Source organism: Thioalkalivibrio sp. ALJ7 (assembly GCF_000376865.1).
Taxonomy (GTDB): domain Bacteria; phylum Pseudomonadota; class Gammaproteobacteria; order Ectothiorhodospirales; family Ectothiorhodospiraceae; genus Thioalkalivibrio.
Genome location: NZ_AQXQ01000006.1, coordinates 26905 through 40891 on the forward strand (window position 1 = coordinate 26905; position 13987 = coordinate 40891).

The 13987-nt window shown below is 63.5% G+C and carries 15 protein-coding genes; 9 read left to right on the forward strand and 6 right to left on the reverse strand.

From position 1 onward, the window contains the following. Positions 1-8: 8 nt before the first annotated feature. Together D002_RS0101575 and hemE are read left to right on the forward strand one after the other, a co-directional pair. The gene (locus D002_RS0101575; protein ID WP_018140159.1) at positions 9-1415 is read left to right on the forward strand and encodes an FAD-dependent oxidoreductase; all 1407 of its coding nucleotides are present in this window, start codon (positions 9-11) and stop codon (positions 1413-1415) included. A gap of 8 nt (positions 1416-1423) precedes the next feature. Further along, positions 1424-2479, forward strand: a complete 1056-nt coding sequence (gene hemE, locus D002_RS0101580) for a uroporphyrinogen decarboxylase (RefSeq protein WP_018140160.1) — start codon at positions 1424-1426, stop codon at positions 2477-2479. A 30-nt stretch (positions 2480-2509) separates the two neighbouring features. Here hemE and D002_RS0101585 read toward each other — a convergent pair whose 3' ends face one another. Together D002_RS0101585 and D002_RS0101590 are read right to left on the reverse strand one after the other, a co-directional pair. Beyond that, positions 2510-3139, reverse strand: coding sequence for a hypothetical protein (locus D002_RS0101585; RefSeq protein WP_018140161.1), 630 nt, complete (start codon positions 3137-3139; stop codon positions 2510-2512). Further along, complete coding sequence (locus D002_RS0101590) at positions 3140-5521, reverse strand: penicillin-binding protein 1A (RefSeq protein ID WP_018140162.1); 2382 nt, start codon at positions 5519-5521, stop codon at positions 3140-3142. Between the two features lie 143 nt (positions 5522-5664). On the opposite strand from D002_RS0101590, the gene D002_RS0101595 reads away from it, so the two are divergent. From D002_RS0101595 to D002_RS0101620, 6 genes are all read left to right on the forward strand, one after another. Continuing rightward, a complete protein-coding gene (locus D002_RS0101595) occupies positions 5665-6732 on the forward strand; it encodes a pilus assembly protein PilM (RefSeq protein ID WP_026181438.1) in 1068 nt (355 codons plus the stop codon). Continuing rightward, positions 6729-7292, forward strand: coding sequence for a PilN domain-containing protein (locus D002_RS0101600; RefSeq protein ID WP_018140164.1), 564 nt, complete (start codon positions 6729-6731; stop codon positions 7290-7292). The genes D002_RS0101595 and D002_RS0101600 overlap by 4 nt, the downstream gene beginning before the upstream one ends. After that, positions 7292-7873 (forward strand): type 4a pilus biogenesis protein PilO, encoded by a 582-nt coding sequence (locus tag D002_RS0101605; protein ID WP_018140165.1) that lies wholly within the window; start codon positions 7292-7294, stop codon positions 7871-7873. Before D002_RS0101600 ends, D002_RS0101605 begins: the two co-directional genes overlap by 1 nt. Then, positions 7873-8415, forward strand: coding sequence for a pilus assembly protein PilP (locus D002_RS0101610; protein WP_018140166.1), 543 nt, complete (start codon positions 7873-7875; stop codon positions 8413-8415). The genes D002_RS0101605 and D002_RS0101610 overlap by 1 nt, the downstream gene beginning before the upstream one ends. Positions 8416-8433: 18 nt before the next feature. Continuing rightward, a complete protein-coding gene (pilQ, locus tag D002_RS0101615; protein ID WP_026181439.1) occupies positions 8434-10587 on the forward strand; it encodes a type IV pilus secretin PilQ in 2154 nt (717 codons plus the stop codon). A 104-nt stretch (positions 10588-10691) separates the two neighbouring features. Next, a complete protein-coding gene (locus D002_RS0101620) occupies positions 10692-11234 on the forward strand; it encodes a shikimate kinase (protein WP_018140168.1) in 543 nt (180 codons plus the stop codon). Positions 11235-11405: 171 nt separating this feature from the next. Here D002_RS0101620 and D002_RS0101625 read toward each other — a convergent pair whose 3' ends face one another. Next, positions 11406-11843 carry a nuclear transport factor 2 family protein gene (locus tag D002_RS0101625; protein WP_018140169.1) on the reverse strand — a complete coding sequence of 146 codons (438 nt, stop codon included), beginning with the start codon at positions 11841-11843 and terminating at the stop codon, positions 11406-11408. Continuing rightward, positions 11843-12253, reverse strand: a complete 411-nt coding sequence (locus D002_RS0101630; RefSeq protein ID WP_018140170.1) for a nuclear transport factor 2 family protein — start codon at positions 12251-12253, stop codon at positions 11843-11845. Before D002_RS0101630 ends, D002_RS0101625 begins: the two co-directional genes overlap by 1 nt. Positions 12254-12391: 138 nt before the next feature. Here D002_RS0101630 and D002_RS0101635 point away from each other — a divergent pair, with 138 nt between their 5' ends. Next, positions 12392-13264, forward strand: a complete 873-nt coding sequence (locus D002_RS0101635) for a carbohydrate kinase family protein (protein WP_018140171.1) — start codon at positions 12392-12394, stop codon at positions 13262-13264. A 32-nt stretch (positions 13265-13296) separates the two neighbouring features. On the opposite strand, the gene D002_RS0101640 is transcribed toward D002_RS0101635, so the two are convergent. After that, a complete protein-coding gene (locus D002_RS0101640) occupies positions 13297-13566 on the reverse strand; it encodes an HPr family phosphocarrier protein (protein WP_018140172.1) in 270 nt (89 codons plus the stop codon). After that, positions 13538-13963 (reverse strand): PTS sugar transporter subunit IIA, encoded by a 426-nt coding sequence (locus D002_RS0101645; protein WP_018140173.1) that lies wholly within the window; start codon positions 13961-13963, stop codon positions 13538-13540. Before D002_RS0101645 ends, D002_RS0101640 begins: the two co-directional genes overlap by 29 nt. Positions 13964-13987 lie beyond the last annotated feature (24 nt).

Genomic DNA, 13987 nt, shown 5'->3' on the forward strand with positions numbered 1-13987 from the left:
AGTGTTCCATGGCTTCCAATCCGATGCAGTTCCTGGACCTCCCGCGCCAGGATCCCCAGAAGACTCCCGCCGAGATCCGGATCCACGAGTTCGGCGAGATCATCGGTCAGTTCGATCCGGCGACGGCCGGGCAACAGGCCGGCCGCTGCCTGGCCTGCGGCAATCCCTATTGCGAATGGAAGTGCCCGGTCCACAACTTCATCCCGAACTGGTTGAAGCTGGTGGAAGAGGGCAACCTGTTCGCCGCGGCGGAGCTCTCGCACAAGACCAACTCCCTGCCCGAAGTGTGCGGCCGCGTATGCCCGCAGGATCGTCTGTGCGAGGGCGCCTGCACCCTGAATGACGGTTTTGGTGCAGTCACCATCGGTTCGGTCGAGAAATACATCACCGACGAGGCCCTGAAGGCCGGCTGGCGCCCGGATCTGTCCGATGTGACGCCGACTGGCAAGCGCGTCGCGGTGATCGGCGCCGGTCCGGCGGGGCTTGGCTGCGCCGATATCCTGGCGCGCAACGGCGTGCAGGCGGTGGTGTTTGATCGCTACCCGGAGATCGGCGGCCTGCTGACCTTCGGCATCCCGCCGTTCAAGCTGGAAAAGCAGGTCATCCGCACCCGCCGCGAAATCCTCGAAGGCATGGGCGTGGAATTTCGCCTGAATACCGAGATCGGTCGTGACATCGCGATGGATGCCCTGCTGGAGGAATACGATGCCGTGTTTCTTGGCATGGGGACCTATACGGCCATGCAGGGCGGCTTCCCGGGCGAGGATCTGGAGGGCGTGTATCCGGCCCTGCCGTTTTTGATCTCCAATATCCGCCAGGTGATGGGCTGGCCGCAGGACGATGGCGGCGAGTTCATCGACATGGCTGGTCAGCGCGTGGTCGTGCTGGGTGGCGGCGATACCGCGATGGACTGCAATCGCACCTCCATCCGCCAGGGTGCGGCATCGGTGACCTGTGCCTACCGTCGTGACGAAGAGAATATGCCGGGTTCGCGCAAGGAAGTCGTGCATGCGCGCGAAGAGGGCGTGCAATTCGAATTCAATGTGCAGCCGGTGGAGATCGTCGGCGACGGCAAGGTCGAGGGTGTGAAGGTCGTGCGTACGCAGATGGGCGCACCCGATGAGCGCGGACGTCGTCGACCCGAGCCGGTCCCCGGCTCCGAACATGTGATCCCCGCTGATCGCGTGCTGGTCGCCTTCGGTTTTCGCCCGTCACCCTCCGACTGGTTCGCCGACTACAAGATCGGTATCGATGAAGGCGGTCGCGTGCAGGTCGCGGGCGAGCATGCCTTCCAGACCGGAAACCCGAAGGTCTTCGCCGGCGGCGACATGGTGCGCGGCTCGGATCTGGTGGTCACCGCTGTCTTCGAAGGCCGTGAGGCCGCCGAAGGCATCCTCGAATACCTCGGCGTTTGAGCCTTTTGATGCCCAATTCCCTGAAGAACGACCGTCTGCTCCGTGCCCAACTGCGTGAACCGGTGGACCGGCCGCCGATCTGGATCATGCGTCAGGCCGGGCGCTACTTGCCCGAATACCGCGAGACGCGTGCCCAGGCCGGCAACTTCATGAGCCTGTGCCAGAACCCCGAGCTGGCCTGCGAAGTCACCATGCAGCCGCTGCGCCGGTTTCCCCTGGATGCGGCGATCCTGTTCTCCGACATCCTGACGATCCCGGATGCGATGGGCCTGGGGCTGTACTTCGAGACCGGCGAGGGTCCGCGCTTCCGCGACCCCGTACGTTCGCTGGATGCGATCGAGAACCTCCCGGTGCCGGACCCGGAACAGGAACTGCGCTACGTGATGGACGCCGTGCGCTTGATCCGTCGCGAACTGGACGGCCAGGTCCCGCTGATCGGATTCGCCGGGAGTCCGTGGACACTGGCAACCTATATGGTCGAGGGTCAGGGCTCGCGCGACTTCGCCGAGACCAAGCGCCTGATGTATGGCGAGCCGCAGGCGATGCATGCCCTGCTGCAAAAGGTCGCGGACTCGGTGACCGAGTACCTGAACGCCCAGATCCGCGCCGGCGCCCAGTCGGTGATGATCTTCGACACCTGGGGCGGATCGTTGACCCCGCGGGCCTACCGCGAGTTTTCGCTGGCGTACATGCAGCGGATCGTGGATGGCCTGATCCGCGAGAATGACGGCCGTCGCGTGCCGGTGACGCTGTTCACCAAGGGTGGCGGGGCCTGGCTGGAGATCATGGCGGATACTGGGGCGGATGCCCTCGGGATCGACTGGACCATCGAGATCGGCGAGGCCAGTCGGCGGGTCGGTGACCGAGTCGCCTTGCAGGGCAATCTGGACCCGTCGGTGCTGTATGCGCCCGAGTCGGTCGTGCGCGAGGAGACGTTGCGAGTTCTGGACGGCTTCGAAGGCGATACCGGGCATGTCTTCAACCTCGGGCACGGTATCCATCCGGGTATCGATCCGGAGCGTGTCGCCGCGATGGTGGACACCGTCACCAAATACCGACGCTAGTCCGCCCGGCGCGAGCGTACGGCCCCGTTACTATTCCACCGGGGCCGCCGCCTCTTCGGCGCCGGTATCCGCCAGTATCCTCTCTACGTCCGCGCGGGTTGCGCGTTGCATCGGGCGGCCGTCCACCGGCGACGGTGGCGCCTGGCGCATGCCGTCCAGCGGGAATACCGTGAGTTCCACATCGGTGTCGCCCGGTCCGCGGAAGGCGAGGAAGGGGATGCGCTGTTCGCGACCCTGCCGGCTGCGGTAACGGCGCTCGCCGGTCTCGCAGTGAATCCCCCGATCCCCCATCTCCAGGATGACCTCTTCGACTGTCTCGGCGAAGGCATGGAGGTTGATCAGCGGTTGCGACTCCACTAGACCTTGAAGGAGCGGGCCGACCAGTCGCGGTTCCAGGTGCTCCAGGCGTTCCATCACGACCAGTGTCGCTTCCAGGCGGCTGCGGTAGGCGGCGCGGCTGGCCGGAGTCGCAAACAGGCGGCTGCGTTCGATCGCGGCGTCCTGGATCTCCATGTTGCTAGGCATTTCATGGCGCGCATCGACGCCCAGGTGTTCCGCCGCCTTGCGCTTGGCCAGCCCGAAATCCCGGATCCCGTCGTCCAGCATGATGCGCGCGGCTTCTTGCGCCAGTTCCTGGCGGACACGCGAGGGGGCCGACATTTAAAAGACCAGTTCGGGGTCTTGGCCGGTTTCGCTGCCATTTCCGCTTCCGCGCCCCGGCATGGCGTGGCCGCGTTCAGGGATCTGGTTCGGTAGCAGCCATTGGTTGCGGGCGCCTGGGGCGTCGTCGCTGGGTGCACGTTGACCATTGGGCAGGATCGCGGTGCGCACGACGTCGTCGGGACGTTCCACCGGGCGTTCCGGCTGATCGGCAAGTACGTTCCCCATGAAGCGAGTCCAGATGGGCAGGGCCGCGCGGCCCCCGCTCTCACGCCGTCCCAGTTCGCGATTGTCGTCAAAGCCAATCCAGGCGGTTGCGACCAGCTCGGCATTGAAGCCGGCGAACCAGGCATCGCGGTAGCTATTGGTGGTGCCAGTCTTCCCGGCCAAATCGGATCGCCCCAGTTCCATCGCGCGGCGCCCGGTGCCGGAGGTGATGACGCTGCGCAGCATGTCGCTCATCTGCCAGGCAACGCCCGGCTCCAGAACCGGAACCGGGTCCGTGTACTGAAGCGCGCCGCCGCTTGCGACCAAAGGCAAGTCCTGTCCTTTCGGGTTCTCGCAGGGGGCAGGGCAGGCCCGTTCGGTGGCGGCCTCGTACAGGACTTCGCCGTCCACCGTCTCGATCCGAGAGATGATCCAGGGGCTGTTGAGTCGGCCGCCGCTGGCGAACACGCCATAGGCGTTGTTCAGCTGGAGCGGGGTGAGGGTCCCGGTCCCCAGGACCATCGAGAGGTTGTCAGGCTGTGCCTCCTGGTCCAGGCCAAAGCGGGCCAGTTCCTGGTGCACATTGCGGGTCCCCAGGGTGTTGAGCAGGCGGATGGACGCCAGATTGCGGGAGTTCGCCAGCGCCTCGCGCAGGGTGGTCTCGCCGTGGAAGCGCCGTGTGTAGTTTTGCGGTCGCCATTCGGCTCCGAGGGCGGGATCGTCAAACACCATGGGCGCGTCGATCACCGTCCCATCAGGCCGGTGCCCCTGACGCAGGGCCAATGAATAGACCAGCGGCTTGAAGGCGGAGCCGGCCTGCCGCTGCGCCTGTGTGGTTCGGTCGTAGCGATTCTCGAAGAAGTCGAAGCCGCCCGCCAGCGCAAGAATGGCGCCATCTTCTGGCGATTGCGCGATGACGGCGCCCGTAACTTCCGGTTTTTGGGCCAGGCGCCAGCGGCCGTCGACGTAAGGGCGCACGCGAATTACGTCGCCGGGGGCGAAGTCAGGCGAGCCCGCCCATTCGCGATCTTCCGGCCGGATTTCCAGTTCCCCGATCGGACCGCCGTCGACCTGCAGCACGCCTTCTCCGGATGGTTCCAGGACAACGGCCGGGAACAATAACCGTCCATGGACCCCTATCGCCTTCAAGGCGCGCTCGCGGGCGTCGGCATCCTCCAGAGTGGTGGAGGGAATGCGCATCTCCGGGCCGCGAAAACCGTGGCGTTCGTCGTATTCCAACAGACCCTCCCGCAGGGCCTGGTTCGCGGCCTCCTGCTGGCGGGCGTCGATCGTGGTGTGTACCTGAAGACCCCGTCGGTAGGCCTCGTCTCCCCACAGGTTGACGACCATCTGGCGAGCCATCTCGGCGACCCAGTGGGCATCAATCTCGGTGGCAGCCGTATGGCGCTCGGACAATACTGGCCGCGCCAGCGCTTCTTCGAAGGCTTGTTCGTCGATCGCACCGGTCTCCAGCATCCGCCGCAGAACATAATTCCGCCGGATCTCGGCGCGTTCGGGACTGGTGACGGGATTCGTGGTCGACGGGGCCTTGGGCAGGGCGGCAAGCGTGGCGATCTCGTCCAGTTCCAGTTGGTCCAGGGAGCGTCCGAAGTAGACCCGGGAGGCCGCTTCGATCCCGTAGGCACGCTGCCCAAGGTAGATCTTGTTCAGGTATAACTCGAGAATCTCGTCCTTGGTCATTTCCTGTTCCAGGCGAATGGCCAGGAAGATCTCCCGCAGTTTGCGCTCATACGTCCGCTCGCGCGTCAGGAAGATGTTGCGGGCCAGCTGCATGGTGATGGTACTGCCGCCCTGGCTGCGTTCGCCGCCAGTCGAGACGACGTTGAGCGCCGCGCGCGCCAGGCCCATCACGTCGACGCCCGGGTGGTCATAAAAGCGCTCGTCCTCCGCGGCGATGAACGCCTCGCGGACTTGCTGGGGGATGGCATCCATTGATACGGGGATGCGCCGCTCTTCGGCGAATTCGCCCATCAGGCGTCCGTCCGCGCTGCGAACCTGCAGGGGCGTTTGCAGGCGCACATCGCGCACCGCATCGGCCTCGGGGAGGGTCGGCGCGTAATGAACATAGAGGGCCGCCAATGCAATGGACAGGCCGATTCCGGCTGCCAGAATCAGGGCCAGCAGCGCCGTAATAATCTTCAAGACCGGATTCATGACAGTAAAAAAAGTGAGGCCAAGGTGAGAAGTCGCATTCAATGCGACTTGCAACCTTGAAGTCGCGGTGTATATTGTGAACGAGCTAGCATACGTGATTGTAACGCTACCAGTTACTTTCGTTGGGGTATACAGGGGGATGTGTGCTGAGTCTCGGAAAATCCAAACAAGGGGTCCTGGGCGTGGATATCAGCTCAGCAGCCGTCAAGGTGCTGGAGCTGGCGCGACAGGGTAAGGGCTACCGGGTCGAGGCCTTTGCGGTCGAGCCACTCCCGGATGGCGTGATGGTCGACAAGGTCTGCCAGGACACCGAAGCCGTTGGGAATGCGTTGGCACGGGCCGTTAAGCGCTCTGGGACGCGGCTCAAGCAGTGTGCGATGGCCGTCCCTTCCTCCGCTGTCATTACCAAGACGATTCAGATGTCGGCTGGGCTGGGTGATGCGGAACTCGAGGGCCAGGTCTTTGTGGAGGCGGATCAATACATCCCCTACACCCTGGAAGAGGTCAACCTGGATTTTCAGGTCCTGGGCCCGAATGACAAGAACCCGCAGATGGTCGACGTGTTGGTCGTCGCCTCTCGTCGTGAGAACGTCGACTCCCGCGTGGCGATTGCCGAGGCCGCCAAGCTCACCCCTGAAGTGGTCGATGTCGAGGCCTATGCCATCGAGCACACCGCGGAACGGCTGATGGAGCAAGTTCCCGATAGCGAAAACAAGCCGATCGTGGCGGTGGTCGATGTGGGCTCGTCGGTGACAGCCGTCTATGTGGTCAGTCAGGGCGAGGGTGTGGTCTACACCCGCGAGCAGAATTTCGGTGGGCGCATGCTCACCGAAGAGATCATGCGCCGCTACAGCATGAACTATCAGGAGGCTGGTTCCGCGAAGATGAGCGGTGATCTGCCGGCCGACTACGCCAGTTCCATCCTCGAGCCCTTCAAACAGACGATGGTCGATCAGATTCAGCGCCTGCTGCAGTACTTCTATGTGACGCGCCCGCAGGACACGATCGACCACATCTTGCTGGGCGGTGGTTGTGCCGCCATACCGGGCGTGGATGAACTGCTCGAGGAAGCGGCTGGGACGCCGGTCTCCATTGCCAATCCATTTCGCGGTATGGCACTGGCCAAACGGGTCAACCAGGAACGCTTCGCCAATGACGCCCCGGCGCTAATGACGGCCTGTGGCCTGGCCATGCGGGGGTATGCGTCATGATCTATATCAACCTGCTTCCCTGGCGCGAGAAGGCCCGCGAACAGCGGCGCAAGGAATTCTTTACCGCGGCGGGTGGTGCCGCGGTTGTGGGTATTCTGCTCGCCTTTGCCGGTTACAGCTTCATGGGCGCATTGATTGACCATCAGCAGTCACGCAACCAGATGTTGGAAAGCGAGATTCGCCAACTGGATCGCCAGATCGCCCGCATCCGTGACCTCGACGATCAGCGAGAGGCGTTGATCGCACGGATGGAGGTCATTCAAACCTTGCAGTCACAGCGCCCGGAGGCGGTGCACCTGTTTGACCAGTTGGTCGAGACGCTACCCGAAGGTACCTATCTCAACGAGGTTCGCCAGGAGGGGGAGAATGTTCGCCTGGTGGGTCGCTCCGAGTCGAACACCCGGATCTCAGCGCTGATGCGTCGGCTCGACGCTTCGCCCTGGCTAGGTGGCTCCAACCTGCAAATTATCGAGACCCGTGAGGAGGGTCGCCTCCAAGTCCGTGACTTCCGACTGGATGCCACGCAGACCCGGCCGGATGCCGAAGAGGAGGGCTCCTGATGGATCTCAATGAACTCAAGCAGGTCGACTTCAACAACATTGGCGAAGCCTCCTGGGGTGTCAAGGGCTTGATCCTAGTCGTGATCGTTCTGGCGATTCTCGGCCTGTCCTACTACCTCTTCATCAGCGATCAGCGTACCGATCTCGAACGTGCGGAGAGTCGCGAACTTCAGCTTCGCGACGAATTCGAGGACAAGCAGCAACGGGCCGCCAACCTCCAGGCCTACGAGGAGCAACTCGAAGAGATGGAGCGTATGTTCGCCTCCCTCCTGGAGTTGCTGCCGAGTAGTGCCGAGATCCCGAGCTTGCTGGTGGATATTTCACAGACCGGTTTGCAGGCGGGGCTTGAGATCGAGCTGTTCGAGCCGCGCGGCGAGAACCGTCGCGATTTCTACGCCGAGGTTCCCATCCGTCTGCGCGTGCGGGGTGGTTACGAAGACCTGGCGGAATTCGTTAGTGGTGTCTCGGCACTACCGCGGGTCGTGACCATGCACAACATGTATATCCGCCCGGGCAATTCCGATAACGACTTGCTGATGGATGCGGTTGCGCGGACCTATCGCTATCTGGAGGAGAACTGATGAAACCTTCTTCCTCGCGAGCGATTGGGCCCTGGTTGGGGCTTGTCCTGATTGGCGGCCTGCTGCTGTCGGGTTGCGCACAGGACAACCGTGACCTTCAGCAGTACATCGCCGAGATCAAGGAGCGCCCGGGGAGCGGGATCGAACCGATTCCGACTCTGGAGCCGCACGAGCCCTATCTTTACCCCGGTCATACGCGCTCGCCTTTCGACTCCTCGGTGATCGCGCAGCCGGAACTGGCCGCAGCCGAAGGCGAAGCCGGCGATGCCGAGCTTGATGCCGATCGACCGCGCGAATTCCTTGAAGGCTTCCCTCTCGACTCGCTGCGAATGGTGGGGTCGCTGGAGCAGCACGGCACACGCTATGCCCTGGTGCGGACGCCGGACCGTGGCATCCAGCGTGTCACCGCGGGGAACTACATGGGCCAGAACCACGGGCAGATCGTCGAAATTACGTCCACCAAGATCAGCTTGATCGAAGTGGTACCGGACGCCTTCGGCGGCCACGTGGAGCGCGAGAACTCCGTGGCGCTGAGCGACTAGCGGTTGGGGGAGAAGAACATGATGACGAGTATTCGCCGCACGACCGGCACAACCAACAGGGGATTCAACATGGGTTCTTCCATGCGCGCGTTCGCCGCCACTGTCGTGGCCGGCCTGCTGTTCATGGTGTCGCAGGGGGTGGCGGCCACCGAGCTGGAAGAGATTCGGGCCGGCAGTCTTAGCGGCGATCGGGTGCAGGTGAATCTCCGATTCTCGGATACGCCACCCTCCGACATCCGGGCCTTCGCGATCGACTCGCCGCCGCGCATCGCGCTGGACCTGCCGGAAGTGGGTAACGCCCTGCCGCGCCGCGAGACCGAACTGAACGTGGGACCGTTGTTGCGCGCCAGCACCGTGGAGGCAGGGAACCGCACACGGGTCGTCCTGAACCTGACCCAGGCATCCGAGTATCAGACCCGCGTGGAAGGTAACAACCTGATCCTGACGCTGGGACGTGGGGTATCCGAGGCGGACGCGCAGACCCAGCAGGTCGTGGATCGCGCAGGTGAGCCGACCACCACAACGCGTAGCGCTCGACCGATGGAAATCACCGGCATCGATTTTCGTCGCGGTGGTGAGGGAGAGGGCCGCGTTGAGGTCGATCTGTCCCGCTCCGGTGCGGAAATCGATGTCCGCGAGCAGGCTGGCCGGATCGAATTGACCTTCCCGCGCGCCATGATCGATGAATCGTTAGAGCGGCGCCTGGATGTGGTCGACTTCGCGACCCCGGTCCATACCATCGACACCGTGTCCGAGCGCAACCGCGTCCGCATGGAGGTCGAGGCTCGAGGTGAATACGAAATCCTGTCGTATCAAAGCGACCGCCAATTTGTGCTTGAGGTGGCCCCGATCTCCGAAGCCGAGCGCGAGGCCCGCGCCCGGGAGGAAGAGGAGTTCGCCGGCGAGCGCCTTTCGCTCAATTTCCAGGACATCGAAGTACGCTCCGTCCTGCAGCTGCTCGCCGACTTCACCGATCTCAATATCGTGGTCAGCGATACCGTTGGCGGCAACATTACCTTGCGCCTAAATAACGTCCCCTGGGACCAGGCGCTGGACATCATCCTGCGCTCGCGCGGCCTGGACAAGCGCATGGACGGTAACGTGCTCTATGTGGCCCCTAGCCAGGAAATCGCAGCCCGCGAACGTCAGGAGATGGAAGCCGCGCGTGATCGTCAGGAGCTGGAGCCCCTGCGAACCGAATTCGTGCAAATCAACTTCGCCCAGGCCGAGCAGATCGCTTCCCTGATCCGCGGTGGAGATGGCGGCGAATTCCTGTCCGAGCGTGGCAGCATCACGATCGACAGCCGCACCAACACCCTGTTGATCCAGGATACGCAGAGTCGGATAGAGGACGTTCGACGCCTCGTTTCGACCCTGGACGTGCCCGTTCAGCAGGTACTGATCGAGACCCGAATCGTGATCGCGGAGGATACCTTTAACCGTGAACTGGGGGCTCGTTTCGGTATCAGTGGGTCGCGCGGAACGGACCGGCGCACGCAACTGGGTGTGGGTGGATCCCTGGATGGAGCCAGTAGTGCTCGCGGGGCGCCTGGTGGGACTCCGTCCGGCGCCAGTGAACGAGCAGGGGGCGTTGCTCTGGGGAATCGTTTGAACAGCTCTCTCCCGGCTGGAAGTAGTGCCGGTAGCGCTGGTCTCAGTATCCTTCGCAGTGGCGTTCTGCTGGATCTCGAGTTGTCGGCCCTGCAGGTCGAAGGCCGTGGCGAGATCATTTCCAGTCCGCGGGTCATCACCGCCAACGGGCAGACGGCCACGATCAAGCAGGGTGAGGAGATCCCGTATCAGGAGGCGACCGCTTCTGGCGCGACCTCGACCCAGTTCATCGAGGCTGTGCTGTCGACCGAGGTGACTCCTCAAATCACGCCGAACGGCAACGTAATCCTCGACATCAAGGTGACCAAGGACGAGCCGAGCCAGCGTGTGATCCTGGGCGTGCCGGGGATCAACAAGCGGGAGGTCGAGACCCAGGTGTTCGTCGGCAACGGCGAGACGGTCGTGCTGGGCGGCGTGTATGAGATCGACAGCCGCACCAATCTCGAAAAGGTGCCGTTCTTCGGGGATATCCCGTTCCTTGGGAATCTGTTCCGCAACCGATCGACCGAGAATACCAAGGCGGAACTCCTGATCTTCGTGACCCCGCGCGTGCTGGACTAACCATCACCCGCGGCTTCGGGCGGCTGCCGTCCGAAGAACTTTCTGAGAGCCGGGGCGTGTCCCCGGCTTTTCTTTGGGTGGCCCAGCCAGTAGCCTTGGCGTCCATGCAGAACATCGTACTGGTAGGTCCCATGGGGGCCGGCAAGAGCACTATCGGTCGCGGCCTTGCGGGGCTGTTACGCCGCCCGTTCTTCGACACCGATCAGGAGATTCAGCGTCGCACCGGCGTGGATATCCCGACGATCTTCGAATTCGAGGGCGAGGCCGGTTTCCGCAAACGCGAGACGGCGATGTTGGAATCCTTGCTGGAACAGGAGGGCGCCGTGATTGCTACCGGCGGCGGGATTGTCGAGCGCCCGGAGAATCGGGAATGTCTGCGCGACCAGTTTGTGATTTACCTGCGTGTGCCGGTGGAGGAGCAGTTCCGGCGGACGCGGCGCAACCGCAAGCGCCCGTTGATCGCGGAAGCGGCGGATCCAAGGGCCCGTCTACAGGAACTCTTCGAGGTTCGCGACCCGCTTTACCAGGAAGTGGCCGACCTGACCCTGGAGGGCAAGGGGCGCCGCGTGCGCGATGCGGTGCGAGGGGTTTGCGCGGCCCTGCAGATGCAGCGCCCGGACCTCTGCCAACCCCGCTCTGACAGCTAGCGTTTTTTCACCACGAAGCACACGAAGGCACGAAGAAGGTCAAGGGCAATTCACAGGGAGACTGGAAGAAAGTCTTGTTGGGTTGGAGGCGGTGCTCTTAGGGCTATTGTCTCGCTTCCAATCTTTTGTTCTTCCTGTTGATGTCCTCCTGTTGTGGTGGCGGCGCCTGGTCTAGTGGCGAGTTTTGTCGCCGGCGTTCGGGACGAACATGCCGTCTTGGGAGGGAGCGGCGCGGCGGCCGTGGGATGCGTGGTGGAACAGGAGTCGCCAGCGCGAATCCAGCAAGTGCCAGGTCTGGCTGATCAGGATGGTCCCCGTGGCGGCGACGTCCCCTGGGCGGGTGATCGCCTCCTCGATGACGATACTAATAGTATCTCCGGTTTGGTGGCGTCCCACGATCTTTGGTTCGATGCCGATATTGAGCTCGCGGGCGAAGACCAGTAGCCAGCTCTCCATGACCTCGGCTACGCCGCGGTGGGCGCGTGGGCTACCCGGGTGGATGCAGACGATATCGGGGCGTTCGCCCCATAGCCGCATCATCTGTTCGATGTCGGCGGCGCGGAAGGCGGCATAGTATTCCTCGATGCAACGATCGACTTCCGCTGTCATCAGTGCATGCCCCCGCTAGGCCACTCGGCCGTGGGTTCCGGGTCCGGACTGGCATGGTGGAGTACCATGCGCCAGCTGTCCCCATCCTCGCGGTAGCCGTTGGTTGCCAGCATCACCCCGCGCCGCTCACCGTGGACGTAGAGGTTCTCCCGCAATACATGGAGCGCCAGGTCATCGCCATGGATGACGGTGCATTGGGTCCGATGGATGATGACCCCGCGCATGCCAGGAAGGATGTCGTCCCAGCTTTCCAGGATGATGTCCGTCCCCTGTAGGCGTTCCCCACCGGGGTGGATGCAGACGCACTCCGCGCTATCGTGCCAGACCGCGCGCATCCGCTGCGGGTCGCCTGCCTGAAACGCCTCATAGAAGGCCGTTTCCACGGACTCGGGAGAGGGGAATGTGGACATACGGGCGGGTCCTCCGGGGAACGAAGCACCATTGTCGCAGGCGGACCGGCCGATGACGAATGCAGGAGTGCGTCCGAGGGTGACGTCCAGGGCGCAAGCGGTGAGAATGGCGCCCCTTTCCACTCACATGGAGTCGGCATGGCACGCATCCTCGCCACAGGCATTGTGACGCTCGACCACACGCTGGATGTTGCGGCGTTCCCAGCCGAGGACGACGAGGTGCGGGCGCTCTCGAGCACCTCGCAGCCGGGAGGAAACGCGACCAATACCGCGTTGCTCCTGGCGCAGTTCGGGCATCGGTCGGAGCTTGCGGCCGTGATCGCCGAGGATGCCACGGGAGAAGCGCTACGTGAGCGCCTGCAGTCCGCTGGACTGGCGGTGGATCACTGTGTCCGCCGACCCGGGGTGACCCCGACGTCGCACATCCTGCGCTCGCGGGCGAACGGCACTCGAACGATTGTGCATTATCGGGATCTGCCCGAGCTTCAGGCGGACGATGTCGCGTCGATTCCCTGGTCGGAGTACGACTGGCTGCATTTCGAAGGACGTAATCCGGAGGCCCTGGCAACCATTCTAAGTGGCGCGCGCCAGAGCCTATTCGATCAGCCGATCTCGCTCGAGCTGGAGAAAGCCCGCCCCGGCCTCGACGAATGCCTGGAGTATGCGGACGTGCTGATGCTGTCTCGCGATTGGGCGGCGACCATGGCGGACACCCCCGAGGCAGCCTTGCGGCTGCTGGCTCGGCGATTCCCTGATCGCCTGGTGACGTTGACGGCCGGGAGCGCCGGGGCCTGGATCGCGGCCCGGGGTGAAATCCATCACTGTGCGCCGACACCGGGGCTGCGGGTGGTCGACAGCGTTGGTGCGGGGGATACGTTTAATGCCGGGTTGATACACGCACTGGTCTCCGGCGAGCCGCCGGAGCAAGCACTAACGGCTGCGGTGCGGTTGGCCGAACGTAAGCTCAACCAGGTGGGTCTTGACGGTCTGGGAAGCGCGCTGGCCGACTAGGCCGCAAGCTCGGTCAGGTCTGGCCCAAGAGGTCAGGCCTCTTCACCAAAGCGGTCGGCCACCAGTTCGGTCAGAGCGTCCAGCGCGTCTTCGGCGTCCGCCCCACTGGTTTCGATGGTGACTTCGCTGCCCTGGGCCGCGGCCAGCATCATGACGCCCATGATGCTTTTGCCATTCACTTCCTGATGATTGCGTGAGACCGTCACGTCCGCGCTGTACTGGCTGGCCAGGCTGACGAACTTGGCCGCGGCGCGTGCATGCATCCCCAGGCGATTAACGATGGGGACTACGCGCTGCGGCATCGCTGCACTCCTGATCGCAAAGAAGGATTCCGTCGTGGCCACCGGACAGGGCCTTGTTGACCAGCTCGGTCAATGGAAGATGTTGGTAGTTGAGGACACGGACCAGCATGGGCAGGTTGATTCCGGCGATCACCCGCGCATTGGCGCCGCGGGCAACCCGGCTGGCCACATTCGAGGGGGTCGATCCAAACATGTCGGTCAGGATCAATACCCCGGATCCGGTGTCCAGGGTGGTGAGCCGCTCGCGGGCGCGGGCCCGGACCTCGTCGGGGTCGTCATTCTGCGACATCGCCATGGATTCGCAGTTCTCGGGCAGGCTCCCGAGCATGCTTTGCGCGGTCTGCAACAGGGTGTCGCCCAGGTTTTGATGCGTGATCAGAATGAGACCAACGCCCATGGATCTGCTCCGATTGCGGGTTCC